20 protein-coding genes are annotated in these 19,351 nt (G+C 67.5%); 4 read left to right on the plus strand and 16 right to left on the minus strand.

The features are described 5' to 3' along the window. Positions 1 to 35 precede the first annotated feature (35 nt). Genes R2601_RS18880 through R2601_RS18905 form a run of 6 tightly spaced genes read right to left on the minus strand, consistent with a single transcriptional unit; the run spans position 36 to position 6,493 of the window. Entirely contained in the window at positions 36 to 1,136 is a 1,101-nt protein-coding gene (locus tag R2601_RS18880) for an NAD/NADP octopine/nopaline dehydrogenase family protein (protein WP_007801251.1), read from the minus strand. Continuing rightward, entirely contained in the window at positions 1,133 to 1,720 is a 588-nt protein-coding gene (locus tag R2601_RS18885) for a peroxidase-related enzyme (protein WP_007801252.1), read from the minus strand. Before R2601_RS18885 ends, R2601_RS18880 begins: the two co-directional genes overlap by 4 nt. Next, entirely contained in the window at positions 1,717 to 2,199 is a 483-nt protein-coding gene (locus R2601_RS18890; protein WP_007801254.1) for a hypothetical protein, read from the minus strand. Before R2601_RS18890 ends, R2601_RS18885 begins: the two co-directional genes overlap by 4 nt. After that, positions 2,196 to 3,659 carry an NAD(P)-binding domain-containing protein gene (locus tag R2601_RS18895; RefSeq protein WP_007801256.1) on the minus strand — a complete coding sequence of 488 codons (1,464 nt, stop codon included), beginning with the start codon at positions 3,657 to 3,659 and terminating at the stop codon, positions 2,196 to 2,198. The genes R2601_RS18890 and R2601_RS18895 overlap by 4 nt, the downstream gene beginning before the upstream one ends. Before the next feature lie 39 nt (positions 3,660 to 3,698). Next, entirely contained in the window at positions 3,699 to 5,036 is a 1,338-nt protein-coding gene (locus R2601_RS18900) for an MFS transporter (RefSeq protein ID WP_007801258.1), read from the minus strand. After that, positions 5,033 to 6,493 carry an aminotransferase class V-fold PLP-dependent enzyme gene (locus tag R2601_RS18905; protein ID WP_007801260.1) on the minus strand — a complete coding sequence of 487 codons (1,461 nt, stop codon included), beginning with the start codon at positions 6,491 to 6,493 and terminating at the stop codon, positions 5,033 to 5,035. Before R2601_RS18905 ends, R2601_RS18900 begins: the two co-directional genes overlap by 4 nt. A 114-nt stretch (positions 6,494 to 6,607) precedes the next feature. Here R2601_RS18905 and R2601_RS18910 point away from each other — a divergent pair, with 114 nt between their 5' ends. The 4 genes from R2601_RS18910 to R2601_RS18925 all read left to right on the plus strand — a co-directional run bounded on the left by R2601_RS18910 (position 6,608) and on the right by R2601_RS18925 (position 9,399). Continuing rightward, positions 6,608 to 7,069: an Lrp/AsnC family transcriptional regulator gene (locus R2601_RS18910; protein WP_007801261.1), complete on the plus strand. Its 462-nt coding sequence runs from the start codon at positions 6,608 to 6,610 to the stop codon at positions 7,067 to 7,069. A 234-nt stretch (positions 7,070 to 7,303) separates the two neighbouring features. After that, complete coding sequence (locus R2601_RS18915; protein WP_007801262.1) at positions 7,304 to 7,750, plus strand: DUF2852 domain-containing protein; 447 nt, start codon at positions 7,304 to 7,306, stop codon at positions 7,748 to 7,750. 125 nt (positions 7,751 to 7,875) lie between these two features. Beyond that, positions 7,876 to 8,325, plus strand: coding sequence for an RDD family protein (locus R2601_RS18920; protein WP_007801263.1), 450 nt, complete (start codon positions 7,876 to 7,878; stop codon positions 8,323 to 8,325). Between the two features lie 261 nt (positions 8,326 to 8,586). Beyond that, complete coding sequence (locus R2601_RS18925; protein ID WP_007801265.1) at positions 8,587 to 9,399, plus strand: arginyltransferase; 813 nt, start codon at positions 8,587 to 8,589, stop codon at positions 9,397 to 9,399. An 80-nt stretch (positions 9,400 to 9,479) separates the two neighbouring features. On the opposite strand, the gene R2601_RS18930 is transcribed toward R2601_RS18925, so the two are convergent. The 10 genes from R2601_RS18930 to R2601_RS18975 all read right to left on the minus strand — a co-directional run bounded on the left by R2601_RS18930 (position 9,480) and on the right by R2601_RS18975 (position 19,288). Then, positions 9,480 to 10,031, minus strand: a complete 552-nt coding sequence (locus R2601_RS18930) for a PqiC family protein (protein WP_007801267.1) — start codon at positions 10,029 to 10,031, stop codon at positions 9,480 to 9,482. A gap of 2 nt (positions 10,032 to 10,033) precedes the next feature. Further along, on the minus strand, positions 10,034 to 12,442 hold the full coding sequence (locus tag R2601_RS18935) for an MlaD family protein (protein WP_050768426.1): 2,409 nt from the start codon (positions 12,440 to 12,442) through the stop codon (positions 10,034 to 10,036). Next, a complete protein-coding gene (locus R2601_RS18940; protein ID WP_007801271.1) occupies positions 12,435 to 13,076 on the minus strand; it encodes a paraquat-inducible protein A in 642 nt (213 codons plus the stop codon). Before R2601_RS18940 ends, R2601_RS18935 begins: the two co-directional genes overlap by 8 nt. Beyond that, positions 13,043 to 13,687 (minus strand): paraquat-inducible protein A, encoded by a 645-nt coding sequence (locus tag R2601_RS18945; protein WP_007801273.1) that lies wholly within the window; start codon positions 13,685 to 13,687, stop codon positions 13,043 to 13,045. Before R2601_RS18945 ends, R2601_RS18940 begins: the two co-directional genes overlap by 34 nt. A 159-nt stretch (positions 13,688 to 13,846) precedes the next feature. After that, positions 13,847 to 14,614, minus strand: a complete 768-nt coding sequence (locus R2601_RS18950; protein ID WP_007801275.1) for a DeoR/GlpR family DNA-binding transcription regulator — start codon at positions 14,612 to 14,614, stop codon at positions 13,847 to 13,849. 141 nt (positions 14,615 to 14,755) lie between these two features. Then, positions 14,756 to 15,238, minus strand: a complete 483-nt coding sequence (locus R2601_RS25615) for a copper chaperone PCu(A)C (RefSeq protein WP_007801277.1) — start codon at positions 15,236 to 15,238, stop codon at positions 14,756 to 14,758. 18 nt (positions 15,239 to 15,256) lie between these two features. Beyond that, positions 15,257 to 16,570, minus strand: a complete 1,314-nt coding sequence (locus R2601_RS18960; protein WP_007801278.1) for an ABC transporter permease family protein — start codon at positions 16,568 to 16,570, stop codon at positions 15,257 to 15,259. Beyond that, a complete protein-coding gene (locus R2601_RS18965) occupies positions 16,567 to 17,250 on the minus strand; it encodes an ABC transporter ATP-binding protein (protein WP_007801279.1) in 684 nt (227 codons plus the stop codon). The genes R2601_RS18960 and R2601_RS18965 overlap by 4 nt, the downstream gene beginning before the upstream one ends. Before the next feature lie 4 nt (positions 17,251 to 17,254). Next, positions 17,255 to 17,680 carry a hypothetical protein gene (locus R2601_RS18970; protein WP_007801281.1) on the minus strand — a complete coding sequence of 142 codons (426 nt, stop codon included), beginning with the start codon at positions 17,678 to 17,680 and terminating at the stop codon, positions 17,255 to 17,257. 108 nt (positions 17,681 to 17,788) lie between these two features. Beyond that, positions 17,789 to 19,288, minus strand: a complete 1,500-nt coding sequence (locus R2601_RS18975; RefSeq protein WP_007801282.1) for an alkaline phosphatase — start codon at positions 19,286 to 19,288, stop codon at positions 17,789 to 17,791. Between the last annotated feature and the right edge of the window lie 63 nt (positions 19,289 to 19,351).

Consider the following 19,351-nt stretch of genomic DNA (forward strand, 5'->3'; position numbering starts at 1 on the left):
CTCCCTGAGGGTTGGTATCCGTATCGTTTTTATCGTCAGGACGCCGGTTCCGGCATCTTCCGCAGCAGCCCGGTACGGGCGGCCTGCCGCAGATCGTCGAGGCTGTAGCCGTCAAGCTCCAGCGCATTCAGCAATTCGTTCTCGGCGGCAAAATCGCGGCCATACATGGCCGAGAAGATCTTGATCCCCGCCTCGTGCAGCTCGGCCGGCTTGCCGACCAGGCGGCCCAACACGGCGGTCAGCTGAAGACCGTAGGGCACATCCTCGGTGACATAGCGGCTATCGGCCGTCGCCGGCCCGGTGCCGCCATTGCCCTGCGCGTGCATCTGCTGGTTCATCTCGGAGATGGTCGAGATCGGCACGTGGAAGCTCTGGCTGAAATGCTCGAAGATGGTCTTCGTCTGCAGACCCAGCGCCGCGACGATCTCGAGCCGCTCGGCGTCCAGCGCCTCGAGCAGCGCGCCGACCTTCGGCGTCACGTTCTGGCCCTGGCTCCAGGTCTCGCCGCGCTCCATCCGGGTGATGTTGCCAAGCGCGATGCCGAGGTGGTTCTGCGGGTTGAGGTTCGACAGCGAGATCGCCAGCAGACCGTCACGCGGCACGAAGACATCGCCGAAAAGCTTGGTGCAGACCGCGAGCGCGCAATCCGAGCGGGTCTCGGGCACGGTGCAGAGATCGACCTTCTTGCGCACGGTGTTGACCTTGACGCTGGCCCCCTCGCCGCGCCGCCCGGTCACCACGGTGGTGCCCCATGCGGTGATCGCCGCATCGACGCCGCGCTCGGCCAGTTTCTGCATCAGGTAGACCGCGCCCAGCGAGGCGTGGCTGCTGATGATGACGTGCTGGCCGTCGCGGATATAGGGCGCCAGCGCGTCGAACACCGCCTTGTGGCCATAGCCCGGCAGCGCGATCAGGATGGCGTCGTTCTGCTCGGCCAGCTCCTGCGCCGAGGTCGCGACGCGCGGGGCGAAGACCGTCTCGACGGCGCCGGAGGCCTCGAGCGGGCCGTCCTCGAGCGCCTTGGTGGACGCCCCCGAAGGCGACCACAGCATCGGCTCGTGACCGTTCTGCTGCAGCAGCGCGGCGCTGCCGAAGGCGATGGAGCCGGCGCCGGCGATTCCGACCTTGCAGCTCATGCCGACACCTCCTCGCGCACCGGATCGCCCAGCACGTGCATCAGCCGGTTCGCCCAGCCGAAGAGCGAGGTCGACAGGATCAGGTCGAGGATCTCCTCGTCGTTGAGACCGGCCTCGCGCAGCTTGGCCATGTCGGCCTCATCCGCCGCCACGGGGCTTTCCGACAGCTTGCGCGCAAAGTCGAAAATCGCACGGTTGCGGGGGTTTAGATCCGCTTTCTCACCCTTTGCGAAAAGCTCGTCGGTGACCGCGGCATCCTTTTCGAGCTTGGCGTGACGGTCCGCATGGACCGCAGCGCAATAGATGCAGCGGTTGACCATGCTGGCGCCGATGGCGCCCAGCTCGCGCTCGGCGCGGGACATGCCGCCCGGGTCGTACATGATCGCGTTGAACAGCGGCGAGCGCACCTTGAGGCTTTCCACGTCATGCGCCAGCGTCAGCACATAGGCCGAGACCTTGGTGTTCGACGGTGTCACCGAAAGCGCGTCGAGCTGCTCCTCAGTCGCCTCCTGCAGATCCACCGGCGTGACGCGCGGCTGCCATTGCGGGACGGTGCGGGTGAACTTGTGAACGATGCGGCTCATGCGGCGGCTCCCTTCATCAGGCGCAGCCCGGCGACCACGCGCAGCTGGTAGGCCACGAAGGCGACCAGTTCGCAAAGCCGCACGATGTCGGCATCCCCGACGCCCGCGGCCTGCAGGGTCGAGATATCCTCGGCGAGGATCTCGCGGGTGTGGTTCGCCGCCTTGTCGGCAAAGGCCACCACATGCGCCAGCCCCTCGGTCTCGCCGTCCTGCGAGGGATCGGCCAGCCCGGCCATGTCGCCCGCGCCCGCGAGATAGCGGTCGGCAAGGTCGTTCTCGCCCGCCTCGTTGGCGATCCGCGCCGCCAGCGCCGCGCGCAGCGCGTGCGGGAACGCGCCTGCGTCCTTGGGCGTGAGGACCGCGTCCTCGGCAGCCTGCGTGGCCTCGATGATGTTGCTGCGGGTCTCTGCCGCCGCGCCCGTGGCGCTGCCCGCGGTGATGCCCGCGGCGCTCAGTGTGGTGCTGTCGAAGATGGTCATGCCACCTGCCCTTCCTTTGCCGGTGTCAGCTCGCTCGGCTGCCATTCGCTGCCGTCGAGCTCCGGGGTCTCATAATCCAGCATCGCCTGCCAGTGGGTTTCCAGGTCTTCGGCGTAAAGCGTTGCCGCCATTGACTTCGCCAGCCAAGCCGCGCCTTCCGAGACGCCGGGAATGTCGCCACTCACCTTGCCGAGGCTCGCCGAGGCGCCGTAGTTGAAGCAATAGACCTTGCTGAGCCACGGCACCTCGCCCGGCACCTTCTCGCGGAAGGTGAAATCGGGGTTGAGATAGGGGAACCGGCCCAGATCGGCCTGCTCCTCGCCCTTGGGCGGAGTGTAGACGTCTTCCCAGAGCAGGATCTTGCCCGCCACTTCGCCGAACTCGGTGCGCGCCATCGGATCGATGGTGAAACCGGTGCCGAGGATGACGAAATCCGCCACGTAGGAGGTGCCGTCGGCGAAGAACACCTCGACCGCGTCGCCGCGCTCCTCGATGCGCTGCGTGGCCTTGCCAAAGTGGAAATGCGCGTTCGGGTGGCGGCTCACCCGTAGCGTCGAGCCATGCGGCGGCGGCGTCTGGGTGGTGAAGCTGTACTGCATGAAGCGCCAGCGCCATTCGTCGGGCAGTTCGGAGAAGCCTGCGGTGAAGCCGTAGCTGCCGATGCCCATCATCTTGTTGATCGTCGGCATTTCCGCGCGGCGGATCAGATGCCGCACTTCGCCCGCGCCGTGCTCGAGCGCTTCGGCAGCGTTGTCGACCGCCGATGCGCCGACGCCGATCACCGCCACGCGCTTGCCCTTGAGGGCATCGAAATCGATCTCGTCGGCGCTATGCGCCCAGAAGCGGCGCGGCAGGTCCTTGATGAAGCCCGGGATGTTCGGGCCGCCGGTGCCGTCACGGCCCGTGGCAAAGACCAGCTTGCGGGTCAGGATGGTGCGTTCCGTCGCGCCGGAGACGGTGAGCCGCAGCAGATCGCCCTCGGGCTCGACCTTGTCGACCGAGACGCCGTTCTCCACCGGCACGTTCAGCGCCTTGCGATACCAGCGCAGGTACTCCATCCACATCGGCCGCGGGATCTTGTCCATCTTTTCCCAGGCCTCGCGCCCGTGCTGGGCACGGTACCACGCCTGGAAGGTCAGCGCGCCGTGGCCGAAGGCCGGGCCGGTCAGCGTCTTGGGCGAGCGCAGAGTCTCCATGCGGGCATAGTTGAGCCACGGCCCCTCGAGCCCCGCCGGGTTGCGGTCGAGCACGCGGATGTTCTGCACCCCGCCGGTGGTCAGCCCGAGCCAGGCCACCATGCCGCACATGCCGCCGCCGATGATGACGACATCGCTCACGCCCTCCTGTGCCGGCACCCAGTCCTTGCCAGGGTAGCACAGGAAGTCGAGATCCTCGCGCAGACGGGCTTCCAGCACATCCAGGCCCTGAGCGTCGATCGGAGAGCGGTCGTTCGTTTGCATACGAATCATCCTAGTAGAAAAAGGTGTTTCGGTTCAGCATCAATTCGGCGCCTTGGACCAAATCGGATGCAGATCGTCGATGTGGTAGGCATGGGCATGGCGATGCGCCAGACCATGGCCCGGATTGTCTCGCAGATGCGGGTGATCCGCGGGCAGCTCGGGGTGGCTGTGCGGCCTTTCGAGCGGGTCATGCGCCGGCCAGACGCGGGTCGCGACGAGCGCCACCACGGCCCCCGCCAGCGCCAGCACGAGCAGCGCGTGCTCGAGCCCGGCGGAACTGGCAAGCCAGCCCGCCAGCGGGTAGGCCACCAGCCAGCCAGCGTGGCTGAGCGAGAACTGCGCGGCAAAGACCGCGGCGCGGTCCTGTCGTGCGGCAGAGCGGGTGATCACCAGCCCGCCGGGCGTCAGCACCAGCGACGAGGCGAGGCCGAAGCCCGCCCAGATCGGCAAAAGCAGCGCCAGCGGCGGCGGCGGCACCAGCGCGAAGCCCGCTGCCAGAGACGCGAAGACGAACACCCCCGCCAGCATGGCGCTGCGTTCCTCGATGCGGCGCAGCAGGCGCGGCACGGTGATCGCGCCGAGCGCGGCGCCAAACCCGTAGCCCGCCATCAGCACCGGGTAGAGCCCGTCGGCATCGCCGAGCCGCGCACCGGCATAGACCACGGTGTTGACCAGCACCCACGCCATCACCAGCGACAGCGCGAAGTTCAGCAGGAACAGCCCGCGTAGCCGCGGCGTGCGGGCATAGATCGTCATGCCCCGGAAAGCGCGTTTCAGGAACGGCCCCTTGCGCGCCACTTGCCCGCGATCCGGGAAGCGCGTGGCCAGCAGGAAGCCGACCGAGCCCACGAAGGCCAGCGCGGCGCAGAGAAACAGCGCCTCGGGGGCCACGATCTTCAGCACCACTGCCGCGATCACCGGGCTCAGCACCGATTCCAGCGTGTAGGCGATGCGCGACCAGGCCAGCGCCTTGGTGTAGTGCTCCTCCTCGGGCAGCACGTCCGGGATCACCGACTGGAACAGCGGCGTGAACCCCGAGGCGAGAACGAAGAACAGGAAGGCCAGCGCCGCGATCTGCCAGGTCTGCGTCACGAAGACCATCGGCAGCAGCAGAAGCATGCGCCCGAAATCCAGCAGCACCATCGCCCGCTTGCGCGGCAGATGCGCCAGCACGCTCTCGGCGAAGGGCGCGAGCCCGACATAGGCCACCATCTTCAGCGCCAGCAGCAGCCCGAGCACCTTGCCGCCCGCCGCGACACCGCCGAGGCGGTAGGCCGCCAGCGACAGCGCCACGGTCAGCAGCCCCACCGCCAGAAGCGAACAGACCTGCGCCGCAAACAGCGTGCGGAAGGATCGGTTGGCAAGTGGGCTGGTCACGAGGCGAGGCTCTCCGGGGTCTCAAGAACGGGCGCGAAGCGGGCGGTTGTTTCGTCCGCACGATATTGTGGCAGATATTCTGACGCTTTCCGTGCCAGAATGTCCACCGCCTCCACGATCATAGCAGCTTTGTCGTCACTCATCAGCGCCGAGAAATTCAGCCGCACCCAGCCGGGCTTGGCCATTTCCTCGCCACGGTCGATGGCGGCGAACATGGCCTCCGATTCGGCCTCGTCCAAACCAAGCAACCGGTGCGCGTAAGATCCTGCGCAGGCGCAACCACCGCGCGCCTGAATGCCGTAGACGTCGCTCAGGAGCCGGGTGAAGAACTGGTGATGGATCAACCCGCCCTGCGCGTCGCGGATGCGGAAGGAGAAGATCGGCAGCGCCGCCGGCCCCTCGAGGCCAAGGAGCTCGAGATGCGGGTTCTTGCGCCAGACCGCCTCGGCCCGCGCCCGCAGCCAGGCCTGACGCTGGTCGAGCCAGTCCTGCCCGAGTGCCTCCTTGACCATCAGCGCAAGCGCCGCGCGGATGTCGCCCACCACGTTGGGCGTGCCACCCTCTTCGCGGCTCGAAAGGCTGCCGGAATAGCGGTGTCCCCAAGGGGACACGAAACTCACCGTGCCGCCGCCGGGCAGCGTGGGCGTCGCGCGGCGCGCCACCGCGTCGCGCAGCACCAGCACGCCCGAGCCGCCGGGCCCGCCGGGAAACTTGTGGGTCGAGAACACGATGGCGTCCTTCTCGGCATCGGAGCCTGCCTCCATGTTCATGCGCACGTAGGGCCCGCCGGCGCCGAAATCCCAGAACGCCAGCGCGCCATGCGCCTTGAGCAGGCGGGTCACCGCGTCGGTGTCGGTGAGGATGCCGGTGACGTTCGAGACCGCCGAGAAACTGCCGATGATCAGCTCGGCGCCGTGCGCCTTGCGCAGCGCAGCGGTGAGCGCGCCCATGTCGGGCCCGCCCTGCGGCGCTTCGGGGATCTCGACCACCTCGGCGCCGCTTTCGCGCCACGGCAGCAGGTTCGAGTGATGCTCATAGGGGCCGATCAGCACCACGGCGCGGCCACCCGTGGCCAGCACCGAAGGGATGTCGAGCAGCCCCACCAACCGGTTGATCCCGGCGGTGCTGCCGGAACCGGTGAAGACCACGCTCATATCGTCATCCGCGCCGGTGATGCGGGCGATCTCGGCCCGCGCCGCCTCGCGCAGCTTGGTGATGAACGCGCCGCAATACGAGGCCTGCGTGTGGCTGTTCGCGTAATAGGGCAACACCCGGTCGCGGATGAAATCCTCGACCTGCGCCAAAGCCCGTCCGGAGGCCACGTAATCGGCATAGATCAGCGGCTTGGGGCCATAGGGGCCGTCGATCTCCACGCCGTCGCCGATCAGGCCGTCGCGTAGCCAGCTGGCCAGGTCCGGGCGTTCGAGCGAGCGGGCGAAATCGTCGAGGGGAGACATGAGGGATCCGTATCGTATCGTGACTGCGTTGATGCAAAGCATGTCACGCAGAACGGAAAATTCTTCACATATTTTCACCTTCCAAACGCTTATATTCTATCATATGAACGATGAATGGAGCTTAAACTCGATCATATTGATTATCGCATCCTCGAAGAGCTGCAGCGCGACGCATCGCAGTCGCAACGCGCGCTGAGCGAAAAGGTCGGCCTGTCGCAGAATGCGTGCTGGCGGCGGCTCAAGGCGCTCGATGCCGCCGGCATCATCCGCAACCACACGGTGGTGCTCGACCGAAACCAGCTCGGCGCCGGGCTGGTGGTCTTCGTGATGATCAAGACGCGGCACCACTCGGCGAGCTGGCTCAAGCGCTTCCGCACGCATGTCTCGTCGATCGCCGACGTGATCGACTTCTTCCGCATCGGCGGCGAGTATGACTACCTGCTCAAGATCATCACCCGCGACATGGCCAGCTATGACGAGGTCTACAAGCGGCTGATCGAGGAGGTGGAACTCGAAACGGTGACCTCTTATTTCGCCATGGAGGCGATCGAGGAGCAGCGCCCGATCCCGATGTGACGGGCGGGCAAAGCCGGTATTTCCCTGCAAACAGCCTAGTTGCACGGCCAGATCCGTGCCCTGCCGTCGCTGGGATATGCGTTTTTTCGTTGCGCAACCCACTGACAAAACTCGCGCTTTCCGGGTAATGTTAAAAACTTTCACATCACCCCTTGATAGCGTCGGTCACAATCCCGATCTGATGTAATGTGAAAGACATTCACATACGCAAACGAGAGACAAAGGACACCGCTTATGAACGCCGCAGCGCAGTATGAAGCCCGCCCCGCGAACCCCGGGTGGCTGAAACGCGCCGAGGCCTGGCTCGACGAGCGCGGCAGACCCGCCTGGATCGTGGCCATGGTACTTGGCTTCATCGTCTTCTGGCCCATCGGCCTCGCCCTTCTTGCCTACATGATCTGGAGCAAACGCATGTTCGGAAAATCCTGCCGCAGCCGCCGCAACAGCAGCGCCAACGCCTACCGTCAGAGCTTCAACGCCGCGCGGCCCTCGGGCAACGCCGCCTTCGATGCCTACAAGATGGACACGCTGCGCCGGCTCGAGGACGAACAGAAGAGCTTTGAGGAGTTCCTGCAGCGTCTGCGCGAGGCCCGCGACAAGGCCGAGTTCGACCAGTTCATGGACGAGCGTTCCCGCGCCCCCCGCGAGACGGCAGACGAAGACCGCAAAGAGGACGCGTAAGCGCCCCTCCCCCATGGCCCCGCCCCGGGGCCATGGTCTATCATCCCCAAGAGGCCGTCCCGCATCCCGCGGCCAAGGCCTGAGATCCCAGAGAGACAGTCCCAGAGATCCTGCAAGTGACCCAGATGTATACCGACGCCCCCTATTCCCAGCTGCCCGATCCGGTGCGCCAGAGCGCGTTCTACGACAGCGTCGCGATCAAGCGCGGCCTGGCCTGGGTCATCGACACGATCATCGTCGCCTTCTTCGTGCTGCTCGCGCTGGTCTTCACCGCCTTTCTCGGCGCCTTCGTGTTCTTCGCGCTGTGGATGGTGGTGAGCTTCATCTACCGCGTGCTGACCATCGCCAACGGCTCGGCCACATGGGGCATGCGCCTCATGGCGATCGAATTCCGCGACTGGCGCGGCCAGCGGCTCGATTTCATGCAGGCCTTCCTGCATACGCTGGGCTACGCCGTCTCGGTCTCCGTGGCACCGCTGCAGCTGATCTCGGTCGTTTGCATGTTCGCCACCGAGCGTGGGCAGGGCCTGACCGACATGGTTCTGGGGACCGTCGCGCTCAACAAGCGCGCATGAGGAGTGCGCTCAACAAGCGGGCCTAACGCCTGCGATCAACCGGCGCGCCTCAGACGCGCACGTGGACACAGCCCGAAACGCCCGGCGATCTCTGCCGGGCGTCTTGCGTTTCAGCCACAACGCCCGCAGTAACGCTCTGCACGCCCCCGCGTTAAGCCCGGACCTGCACGAGATCAAAGCCCCGCGATCCACCGTTTTCGGGGGCTTGGCGGTTGCAAATTTCGTTGCTAGGTTTTTCGAGGATCTCCAGACAGGACCTTCATGCGCCACTCCCTGCCTCTCGCGCCGCAATTCTATGTGACGGCTCCCCAGCCCTGCCCGTATCTTCCGGGCCGGATGGAGCGCAAGCTGTTCACCGCGCTGCAGGGCGACAGTGCCGAGAAGCTCAATGACAGCCTGTCGAAGCAGGGCTTCCGGCGCTCGCAGAACGTGCTCTACCGACCGTCCTGCTCGGATTGTTCGGCCTGTCTCTCGGCCCGCATCGACGTGCGCCGCTTTTCCCCATCGAAAAGCCAGCGCCGGGCGCTCAAGCGCAACGCCAACCTCGCGCGGCGCGCCTCGAGCCCCTGGGCCACCGAGGAGCAGTTCTCGCTGTTCCGTCGCTATCTCGATACGCGCCACGCCGATGGCGGCATGGCCGATATGGACATCTTCGAATTCGCCGCAATGATCGAGGAAACCCCGATCCGATCGCGCGTGGTCGAGTACAGCGACATCGCCAGCGGCGACCTCAAGGCGGTGTGCCTGACGGATGTGCTCGATGACGGGGTGTCGATGGTCTACTCGTTCTACGAACCCGAGTTGGCGCGCCAGAGCCTCGGGACGTGGATGATCCTCGACCATGTCGAGATCGCCCGCGAGGCCGGCCTGCCCTATGTCTACCTTGGCTACTGGGTGCCGGGCAGCCCCAAGATGGGCTACAAGGCGCAGTTCAGTGCGCTCGAGGTCTATCGCCGCGGCCGCTGGGAGGTCATGCACGACACCCGCGATTACGACGAGGAGCGCCATCCGCTCTCCACCGATCCGATCGCCGAGCAGGTCGCCAACATCTCGCTGCCCGACAGCCGTAGCTGAACAGCTCCGCACTCACCGCAATGAACACGGCGCCAAGGCTCTCGCCCCGGCGCCGCCTGTTTGCGTGCTGAGACCGCGCCTCAGCGCAGGCTCTGGGTGATCTGCCCGGAAAGCTGGGTGACCGCGGCGCCGGTGGCGCGGGCGATGGCCTGCGGCCCCTCGCCCACCATCGGCACAACGATGTCGAAGCCCTGGATGCGCTCCCGGACCACCTTGTCATAGGACGAGATCGCGTATTGCCCGGTCAGCCGCAGCGTGCCGTTGTTGCGCGCCACGAGCCGCGAGACCGTCACCTGCACCGCCGCCTGCGCGTCATCGGCCAGCGGCCACGGCTCGGGCGCCACGGTGGCCGAGGAGGCCGCGCCGATCTGCTCGGCGATGGCCAGCGTCACCGCGCGCGCCGGTTCGTCCGCCCAGAGCGCGTTGTCGACCTGCGTCAGCGCGCCGTCCTCGCCCTCGAGCAGGATCTCGGACGCCGCCGCGTAGGCCGGCAGGGAGACCTGCCGCACCTCGAGCGTCGCCACCCGCAGACGGGCGCTGCCCGCCTGCGTCGGCGTGTCGATGAGGAATTGCGGCTCAGGCCCAGAACAGGCGGCGAGCATCAGGGCGAGGGGCAGAATGCGCAGATACATGCTTATCGTCCAAACAGGAGGGAATTGGGATTGCGCTCGATCGAGCGCGCGAGCTTGTTGAGCGCCTCGGCGGCGGACTGGACTTCGCGCAGGGCCGACAGCGTCTCGCGGTTGAAGCGCGAGTTCTCGCCATAGCCCTGAAGCGCCAGTTCGGCCTCGCCGACCATGCTCTGGATCTGGGCCGAGAGGCTCGGCAGGCTTTCCGCCGCCTCCTCGATCGCCGCCGCCGCGTCGCGGGCCGAGGCCAGCGTGGCGTTGGTGTTCTCGACCACCCCGCCCTCGCGCAGTTCCTCGAGCGCCGAACGCGCCTCGTCCAGCATCCGCGTCAGCGCGCCGGGCAGAGCGCGGGTCTGATCGCTGTCGACCAGCCGGTCGGCGCTTGCCACGAGGTTGGTGGCCTGTTCGATGAAGGCCTCGAGCGGCAGGTCGTTGGCGGTTTCCACCAGACGGCGGAGATCGTCGACCAGCGCCGGCACCTGTTCGGTTGCCCCGGAGAGATCCATCGCCACGCCGGTCACCGAGTCGGCGGCGGCAGAGGCGCTTTCCAGCGTGCTCATCAGGCGGCCGATGGCATCGGCGGCGCGCAGATCCTCGGCCACGCCGCGCAGCTCGGCGACAGTGGCGTTGATCTCGCCCGGCAGCGCCTGCGTGGCGTCGCTGGCGATCAGCCGGTCGGCGCTGTCGGCCAGCGCCGTGGCGCGGTCGACAAAGGCCTCGAGTTGCAGCGCGTTGGCCTTCGCCACGAGATCGCGCATCTCCTCGATCAGCGCCGGCACCTCTTCGGTGGCGGCGGTGATCTCGGTGGCGACGCTGCTGACGCTGTCGGTGGCAGCGGTGGCCCCGTCGAGCGCCGCGGCGAGCTTCTCGGCGGTGCCCGCCTCGCGCAGGTCCTCGACGATCTCGCGCAGGGCGGTCACGGTGGCGTTGAGCTCGCCCGGCAGGGCCTGCGTTTCCTCGCTGCCGATCAGCCCGCGCGCCTCGTCGAGCAGGCCGCTGACCGAGCCCGGCACAGCGCGCAAGTCGGGGTCGCCGGCGAAGCTCTCGACCGAGCGCAGAGTGGCAATCGCCTGCTCCATGAGTTCCTCGACCGGCAGATCGTCGATGCGCTGGAACAGGCCCTCGGCGGTGGCGGCCACGTCGGGCACGTTCGACTCGACCGACGGCAGCACCGGCGCCTCGGTGTCGAAGATGCCAAGCGCCGCCGGCTCCGCTTCGGGGATAGTGACCAGCTCGACCATCAGCGACTGGCTGAACAGCCCTTGCGATGCGAGCCGCGCCCGCAGACCGTCCTGCACCGACTCGGAGAGGAAGGTGATGATCTCGGCCTCGGCGGCGGTGTCATCCTCGAGACCAAGCGCCCGCGGGTCGATGGAGATGGAGGCGCGCAGCTTGACCCTCTGCTCGCCGCTCACGTCGTCGATGAAGGCGCCGAGCGCGTTGACCGCGCCGATCTTGAGACCGCGATAGGTCACCGGGGCGCCCGCCTCGAGGCCGCGGACGGACTCGTCGAACTCGACCACGAGGTCGACGGCGTTGTCGATGCTCTGGCTGAACACGCTGTCTCGCGCCGCGGTCTCGTCATCGAACAGGTCGAACACGTAGCGCGAGGGCACCGGGTTGCCGCCCGACACCACGGTGTCGAAGGCGATGCCGCCACGGATTAGCGCCGCCACCGAGCCGACCGAAAGGTCGAGGCCCTGCGGGCCGAAATTGACGTTGAACCCCGAGGTGTCCCAGAACCGCGTCGAGGTGGTGACCCGGCGGTCATGCGGCGCCTCGATGAAGGCGTCGGCAATGACGCCGTTGCCGCTCTCGAGCAGGCGCGGCGTCTCGATGCGGCCGACCTCGATGCCCTGGTGGAAAATCGGGGCGCCGGCACTGAGCATGGCGCCATCGGGGGCGCGCAGCACGATGCGGGTGCCCCGCATGCCCGGCCGGACCAGCGGCGCGGTGTCGCGCCCCTCGAAGCGGGTCGCCTCTGCGCCCTCCTGCGGCTCGAAGGCGGCCTCGATATAGACGCCAGACAGCACCGTCGACAGGCCCGAGATGCCCGAGGCGCTGACCTCTGGGCGGACCACCCAGAATTCGGCATCCGAGGGCAGAGACTCGGCCACGATGTTGTCGATCCGGGCGCCGATGCGCACCGAAGAGAGGTCGTTGGCGAAGGTCACGTCCTCGACCAGGCCGATATTCACGTCGCGGAAGCGCAGCGCGGTCTCGCCCGGCACGATGCCGGCGGCATTCTCGAAGGTGATCTCGATGCGGGCGCCGCGCTCGGCCCAGCTTTGCCAGGCGATCAGCAGGGTGATCGCGAGGGCGGCGATCGGGATCAGCCAGGTCAGGGACAGATTGCGCCAGATCGACCGCTTGGGGCCCTCGATCTCCATCTCGGCGGGTCGCGGGTCACTCATTCTCGTTCACTCCAACGTCTACGTCCCAGATCAGCCGCGAGTCGAAGCTCAGGGCCGAAATCATTGTAAAGGCTACGGAAAGCGCAAAGCTCACCGCCGCGATCCCGGGGTTGATCGAGGCCGCGAAATCCAGCTGCACCAGTGACGACAGGATCGCCACGACGAAGACGTCGATCATCGACCAGCGCCCGATGAACTCCACCGCCTCGTAAAGCAGATGTCGCTTGTGCGCCGACATCTGCACCCGTCGCTGTACGCTCAAAGCGAGGTAGCCGATGGCGATGAACTTCGATACCGGAATCACGATCGAGGCGACGAAAACAATCGCCGCCACCCCGTAGCTGCCGTGATGCATGAGGTCGACGACGCCGCCGAAGATGGTGCTTTCGGTGGTCTTGCCGAGCAGCGTGGTGCGCAGCATCGGGTAGAGATTGGCCGGCACATAGACCACCAGCCCGGCAAACAGCCACGCCCAGACCCGCTGAAGGCTCGCGGTGTCGCGACTCGCCAGGCGCGTGCCGCAGCGGGTGCAGCGTGCCACGCCGGGGGCGTGCACGCGACCGCACTCGGTGCAGCCCACCAGCCCGGCCTGCTTGGCGGTCAGGATGCGCGGCGCCGTTCCAGCGTCTTCCATAGCGTCAGCCTGCTCATGAAATTGTCTTTCAGCACGGTCACGATGACCAGTGCCACGAAGGCCCAGAAGGCCGGGCCGATGAAGATATGCGCCAGCCCCGCCACCTTCACCAGCGCCACCGCCACGCCGACGATGAACACCTCGGCCATGGCCCAGGGGCGCAGATGATCGGCGAGCCGGAAGAAGAACTCGGCATGGCGCGCGGGCTTGTGACCGAAGGCCATCGGCCCCAGCACGTAAATCAGCGCGAGGAAGCGGATCACCGGCAGGATCACGATCAGCGCCGCCATGGCGAAGGTCAGCGGCGCGGTGAGCCCGCTCGAGAAGGCCTGAACCGTGTCCAGGAGCGAGGCGCGCTGGATGCGACCGGCGGCCTCGAGCTCGAGAAACGGAAAGAAGATCGCCGCCACCATCAGGATCAGCGCCGCCAGCGCCAGCATGATGATCCGGGTCATCGCCGTGCGCCGCGGCGCCTCGAGCACCGCGTGACAGCGCACGCAACGCGCCGTCTCGCCGGTCGCGACGTCGCGATCGGTGTAGAGGGCATCGCAGGCTGGACAGGCGATCAGCTTGGAGGGGTCAAGCGCATCGGCCGGGGATTCGACGGACATGGACCCAATCTAGAGCGGCGGGTGCGTCTCGGAAAGTGGCGGCCGCTCCGGGCAACAAGAAGATGCATAGGTGTGACAGGTTTGAGCCGGGTTTCGGCCAGTTCCCGGGCCCAGGTGGTCAAAACGGGCGCCTCGCGGAGGCGCGCGCCGGCTGCCCCCTCACACCTTCGCCAGCTTTACCTCGACCTCGCCCGCCACCAACGCCCGGCGCAGCGGCCCTTGCGGGCGCGCATCGGTCACCAGCACGTCGATGTCGCCCCAGTCGGCATAGCGCGCGGTGGCCATGCGGTCGAACTTCGAATGATCCGCCACCACCATGTGGCGCGCGGACTGGCGCAGCATCGTGGCGTAGACATCCGCCGCGTCGATCAACGCGTCGGAGGGCCCGAGAGGCGACATCGCGCTCGCCCCGGTCACCGACCAGTCAGCGCTGTAATCGGACAGGAACCGCACCGCCTGCGCGCCGTGCATGGCGCCCTCGCCCGGGTGATAGACGCCCGGCGCCATGACCACCTGGATCGTCGGGTTGAGGCTCAGCGCCGAGGCCACGCTGACGCTGTGCGCGATCACCGTAAGCCCGTGCATCTCGATGGCGATGAACTTGGCAAGCTGGGTCGTGGTCGCCCCAGAGCCCAGCATGATCACCCGCGCCTCGGCAAGATAGGACAGCGCCGCCTGCCCGATGGCCGCGCGCTCTTCGACCAGCTCGAGATGGCGCTCCGACAGCGCGGGCTCGGCCGGCTGGCGCAGCATCGCACCGCCATAGGTGCGCGCGATCATCCCCTGCGCCGCAAGCTCCTCGAGATCGCGGCGGATGGTTTCGGTCGTGACGTCGAGGGTTTCGGCCAACCGCCCCACCCGCATCGTCGGCGAGACTGCCAACTGATCGAGGATCGCCCTCTGACGCGTATCCTTCTTGCGAGACATGCGGTTCTTGCCTTCGACGGCACCGCACCGCGCGGCACCGAGTGTGGCCACGATCCAAGCAGAGCCGCGCCGGTCATTCAACCCTGAGCGGCGCGGCACCGGGTCGCGCCGAGGCGCGCCGGGGTGTGCCTCCTTGGACGATCAGTGGCTGTGCCCGGCGTGGCTGTGCTGCCTTGCATCCGCCGCGGCGACTTCAACGTGCAGCGCGAGCGCGCCGTGATCGGTCTCGAGATGCAGCTCGAAGTGATCGCCCTCGGTCAGGGCACGGGACAGGCCCGAAAGCCGGATCGCCAGCGCTCCCGGTTCGAGATGCAGCGCGCGGCCCGCCGCCAGAGGCACCGACGCCAGCGTTTCCCAGGCCGGCTGCCCGTCCTTCAGCACGAAGCCCACCAGCGCGCCATCCGAGGCAATCCCGCTCTCGGCCCCGGTCAGCAGGACGGAACCGCCGCCGGTGTTCTCGAGCTCGACGAAGACCAATGCCTCCCGGCCCGGGCTCGCCCGGGTCCAGGCGTGGAGCGCACGCAGTCCCGCAATCTCGGTCAGGTGGGGCGCGTCATGGTCATGGGTCTCGGCCAGCGCCGGAAGCGGCAGGGCGAGCGCGAAGGCAAGCAGGAGCGTACGCATGGGGGATCCTTTCAGAAATCAGGCGCGCAGCCCGTCCACCACCTGCTGGCGCAGGACGATGGCGGCGGGCAGCAGCGACAGCAGCAGCGTCAGCGACACGAAACCGGCAAGGAAGTGGATCTCGCTCCAGCCGATGGGCGCGGTCACGAGGATGTCGGTCCGGGCGGTCACGACGCGCGACAGCACCGAGGCGGCGGCGACGCCGGTCAGCAGCCCCAGCCCCGCGCCCGCAACGAGCAGCGCCGCGCCGAAGGACCAGACCACCGCGAAGACGAAGCGCGCCGGGGCGCCCAGCGCCCGCAGCAGCGCGATCTGGCGCCGGAACAGGCGCGACAGGATAAAGAGACCAAGCAGCACCGAGGCCGCGACCAGGCCCTGTGTCACCAGTGCCATCAGCGACATCACCTGCCGGATGTCACCCAACACCGCGTAGAGCCCCGCGAGCACCGCGCCGGGGAAGAAGGCCATGGTCTCGCGGTCGCGGGTGAACTCGGAGCGCAGCGCGTAATTCGCCCAGAGCGCCTCTGCCCGGACCACCACGGCCGGCGTGCCGGGGAAGTAGTCGGGATCGAAGGGCGGACCGATCTGCCCGGCGCGTTCGGGGGCATGGCCGTTGGCCAGCCCGTGCACTTCCCAGACCGCCTCGACGGGCAGCAGGATGGCGCGGTCCCAGGGCGTACCGGTGGGTGCCATGCGGCCGACGATCCGAAGGTGCGCGTCACCATGCGCGTCGCCCTCGGCGGCGTCTCCATGGCCATGCGCCGGGGTAAAGCTCTCGCCCACTCCCAGCGGCACCAGCGCGCCCGCGAGCGCCTCGTCCGAGGCCTGCCACATGCGGCCCTCGATGCGGTCGTCGGCAAGGTCGCGCGCGAACTCCGCGGTGGTGCCGATCACCGGCGCATCGCCGTAGCTGTCGCCGAAGGCCAGCGGCGCGGCCACCGAGACGTTCTCGTGGCTGGCAATCTCGTCATAGGTGGCACCGTCGAGCAGCGGCATGTCGGTGGGCTGCAGGAACACCGCCGCCAGCATCACCGACAGTTCGCTGCCGGGCGCCGAGACCACGAGGTCGAACTTGTCCGCCGCCTGCGCGGTGCCGCGGCGCAGGCCGCGCTCCTGCGCCAGAAGGCCGATGCCCATGCCCACCGAGATCGCGATCAGCAGCACGAACATCACCGAGGCGCCACGAAAGCGCCAGAGGATGGCGCGCGTCAGCGGCCACGGTGCGAACCCACGCAGCACCAGCGCACCGACAAGCAGCGCCGGCAGCAGCAGGGCAAAGGTCAGCGCGATGTCCTGCGCCAGAGCCGGGAGACTGTACCACAGGTCGCTCATGCCGCGGTCGCCTCGTCGCCCAGAAGCGCACCGTCGGTGATCGTCAGCACGCGGTCCATGCGGTCGGTCAGGTGACGGTCATGGCTCACCGCGATCAGCGTGGTGCCGCTGTCGCGGGCCAGGTGTACCAGATCGTCGATCAGCCGGTCGGCGCTGGCCCGGTCGAGGCTCGCGGTGGGCTCGTCGGCGAGCAGCACCGGCGCCTCGGCGGCCATGGCGCGGGCAATGGCAACGCGCTGGCGCTCGCCGCCGGAAAAGCTCGAGACGTGGCGCCCGGCGTGATCGCCAAGGCCCAGCGCGCTCAGCCGTTTGCTGGCGCGAAGGCGCATGGCGGCGCGCTCGCGGCGCGGGCGGAAGAGCGCGGTGAGCGCCGCGTTGGCCCCGGCATCGAGCTCTTCGAAAAGCAGGAAGTCCTGAAAGATCATGCCGATATTGTCGGCGCGAAAGCGGGTGCGGCGCTCGGCGCCGAGCCGCAGAAGCTCGGTCTCGCCCCAGCGGATGCTGCCTTCGGCCTCGAGCAGCCCGGCCAGCGCGTAGAGCAGCGTCGATTTGCCCGCGCCCGAAGGTCCGCGCACGCCGACAAGCGCGCCGGCGGGCAGCTCGAGCTTCGGCAGCGACAACAGCACACGGCCCTTGCCGCCCGGAACCACAAGCTCCGAGATGGTCAGAGGAAGGCCCATCGGATCAGCCGTAATTCGCGTCGCTGAGGCGGACCATGCTGAGAAAGCCGGTCTCGGGATCGCGATAGCCGCCGAGTTCGAGCACGCCCGAGACGGTGATCTTCTTGTTGAACGGGATCACGTTGACGATGCGCTTGGTGTAGACGGCGAGGATGTCGTTGGGCCACTCGGCCTCGGTCTCGCAGAACGGGCAAACCGCCATCGGCATCTTGGTGAGCACGAAGAACTTGCTCTCGGCCTTCAGCGGCGGCGCCATGAAGCCCTCGACGGTGATGCGTTCGCCTTCGCGCGCCACGGCGAGTTCGGAGAGATCGTTGCCCCGGCGCTCGTAGAGTTCGCGCACCTTGAGCGGAGCGTCCTGCGCCAGCGCGGGACGGGCCAGCAGCGGTGCGGCCAGAGCGGATGTGAGGAAATGGCGACGGGTCTGCATATCGTATCCTCCAGAGAGGGAATCTGCCCTGCCAGTGTGCCGCAGGGCGAAAAGGAAACAAGGGGCCCCGGTGTCGCGGAGCCCCTTGCCACTGTCAAAGCGGAGCGATCACTCGGCGGTGACGGCGTGGTGCATGACGTGGAAGATCACGTTCTGCTCGAGCGTGCCGTCAAACAGGTGCGCCCAGGGGCCCTTGGCATAGACGGCGACGTCTTCACCGGAGTGGCTTTCCGACGACTTGGGGATCAGCGCCTGCTGGACGTAGTCGAGATCGGTGGCCTCGTCCTGGGTCACGTCGGGGCGCGAGCCCTCGTAGCCGTTCTCGCCCTCGACGAGGACCGAGCCGGAGCCGTTGAGGTAGCCGATCACGGTGTAGGGCTTGCCGTCATCGGCCAGCACCAGCTCGTCGCTGTGCTTGTCGCCCTGCTGGGCCACGTCGTAGCACAGGCCGAGGATCGGGGTGCCGCGACCGCAATAGCCGTTGAACGCGATCGAGTGCTCGTGGTCGGCGGTGACGATGATCAGGGTGTCTTCGTCGTTGGTCAGCTCGTCCGCCATGGCCACGGCCTCGGCGAAGGCCACACCGTCCACCAGCGTACGGTGGGCGTTGCCGGCGTGGTTGGCGTGGTCGACCCGGCCGGCCTCGATCTCGAGGTAGTAGCCGTTCTCGTTCTGGCTCAGGTACTCGATGGCCGCCTTGGTCATCTCGGCGAGCGACGGCTCGTCGTCATCGGCGCGGTCGGCCTCGTATTCCATGTGGCTGTCGTTGAACAGCGCCAGGATCGGGGTCTCGCCGTCGAGGGTCAGGGCGTTGAACGTCTCGGTGTTCCAGGCGTACTGGGCGCCGAGGCCGGTAGCGTTCTCGATCAGGTTGACACCGTCGGCGCGGCGGCCCGAGCCACCTTCGTCGGTCTGGGTGCCTTCGGGAACGAAGTGACGGCGACCGCCGCCCATGGCGAAGTCGATGACGCCGGCTTCCATCTGGTCGATGAGCTGGGCGGCGATGTCCTTCTGGGTGTCGCAGCCTTCCGGCACGCTGTCTTCCCAGTTGCGGTTGGCGGTCTTGGAGTAGACGGCCGCCGGGGTCGCGTGGGTGACACGTGCGGTCGAGACGATGCCGACCGATTTCTCCATGCCCGAGACGATCTCGGCGAAGGTGGTCAGCTCGTTGCCGGCCACGGTCGAGCAATCGTCATGGATCGCGTCGCCGCCGAGGTTGATCAGGTTGAAGCGCTGCTTCACGCCGGTGTTCATCGCGCCGGCGGTCGGAGCGGAGTCCGGCGTCTGGGCGTTGATGTTGTAGGTCTTGACGAGGGCGGCGTGGTAATCGGGCGTTTCGTAGGGCAGCACGTGCTCTTCGCCGAGCTTGCCTTCCTGCTGACCGGCGAAGACGCGGGTCGCGTAGTTGGTGCCGACACCGTTGCCGTCTGCCACCAGCACGATCACGTTCTTGGCGGTGTTGGTGTTGTCCTGACGGTCGAGGATGGCCTGGATGGCCTCCTGGCCGGCGGTGAACCATTCGCTGCCTGCCTGCGGCAGGTCGGCGGTCTGGGCCGAGGCTGCAGTGGCGGCGCTGAGGGCGATGGCGGAAATCAGGGTGCGTTTCATGGGCGAGCTTGCTCCTGTCTTGTCACGGCCGGCACGCTGCCGGGGGCGTCTATTGCTCGCGCT

Source organism: Salipiger bermudensis HTCC2601 (assembly GCF_000153725.1).
Lineage (GTDB): Bacteria > Pseudomonadota > Alphaproteobacteria > Rhodobacterales > Rhodobacteraceae > Salipiger > Salipiger bermudensis.

Coding starts and splice junctions, on each gene's coding strand:
- R2601_RS18960 (WP_007801278.1), bottom strand. CDS start 16,570: ATGAGCGACCTGTGGTACAGTCTCCCGGCTCTGGCGCAGGACATCGCG.
- R2601_RS18970 (WP_007801281.1), bottom strand. CDS start 17,680: ATGCAGACCCGTCGCCATTTCCTCACATCCGCTCTGGCCGCACCGCTG.
- R2601_RS18965 (WP_007801279.1), bottom strand. CDS start 17,250: ATGGGCCTTCCTCTGACCATCTCGGAGCTTGTGGTTCCGGGCGGCAAG.
- R2601_RS25615 (WP_007801277.1), bottom strand. CDS start 15,238: ATGCGTACGCTCCTGCTTGCCTTCGCGCTCGCCCTGCCGCTTCCGGCG.
- R2601_RS18950 (WP_007801275.1), bottom strand. CDS start 14,614: ATGTCTCGCAAGAAGGATACGCGTCAGAGGGCGATCCTCGATCAGTTG.
- R2601_RS18915 (WP_007801262.1), top strand. CDS start 7,304: ATGAACGCCGCAGCGCAGTATGAAGCCCGCCCCGCGAACCCCGGGTGG.
- R2601_RS18895 (WP_007801256.1), bottom strand. CDS start 3,659: ATGCAAACGAACGACCGCTCTCCGATCGACGCTCAGGGCCTGGATGTG.
- R2601_RS18975 (WP_007801282.1), bottom strand. CDS start 19,288: ATGAAACGCACCCTGATTTCCGCCATCGCCCTCAGCGCCGCCACTGCA.
- R2601_RS18940 (WP_007801271.1), bottom strand. CDS start 13,076: ATGGAAGACGCTGGAACGGCGCCGCGCATCCTGACCGCCAAGCAGGCC.
- R2601_RS18920 (WP_007801263.1), top strand. CDS start 7,876: ATGTATACCGACGCCCCCTATTCCCAGCTGCCCGATCCGGTGCGCCAG.
- R2601_RS18925 (WP_007801265.1), top strand. CDS start 8,587: ATGCGCCACTCCCTGCCTCTCGCGCCGCAATTCTATGTGACGGCTCCC.
- R2601_RS18910 (WP_007801261.1), top strand. CDS start 6,608: ATGGAGCTTAAACTCGATCATATTGATTATCGCATCCTCGAAGAGCTG.
- R2601_RS18885 (WP_007801252.1), bottom strand. CDS start 1,720: ATGAGCCGCATCGTTCACAAGTTCACCCGCACCGTCCCGCAATGGCAG.
- R2601_RS18935 (WP_050768426.1), bottom strand. CDS start 12,442: ATGAGTGACCCGCGACCCGCCGAGATGGAGATCGAGGGCCCCAAGCGG.
- R2601_RS18890 (WP_007801254.1), bottom strand. CDS start 2,199: ATGACCATCTTCGACAGCACCACACTGAGCGCCGCGGGCATCACCGCG.
- R2601_RS18905 (WP_007801260.1), bottom strand. CDS start 6,493: ATGTCTCCCCTCGACGATTTCGCCCGCTCGCTCGAACGCCCGGACCTG.
- R2601_RS18930 (WP_007801267.1), bottom strand. CDS start 10,031: ATGTATCTGCGCATTCTGCCCCTCGCCCTGATGCTCGCCGCCTGTTCT.
- R2601_RS18880 (WP_007801251.1), bottom strand. CDS start 1,136: ATGAGCTGCAAGGTCGGAATCGCCGGCGCCGGCTCCATCGCCTTCGGC.
- R2601_RS18945 (WP_007801273.1), bottom strand. CDS start 13,687: ATGTCCGTCGAATCCCCGGCCGATGCGCTTGACCCCTCCAAGCTGATC.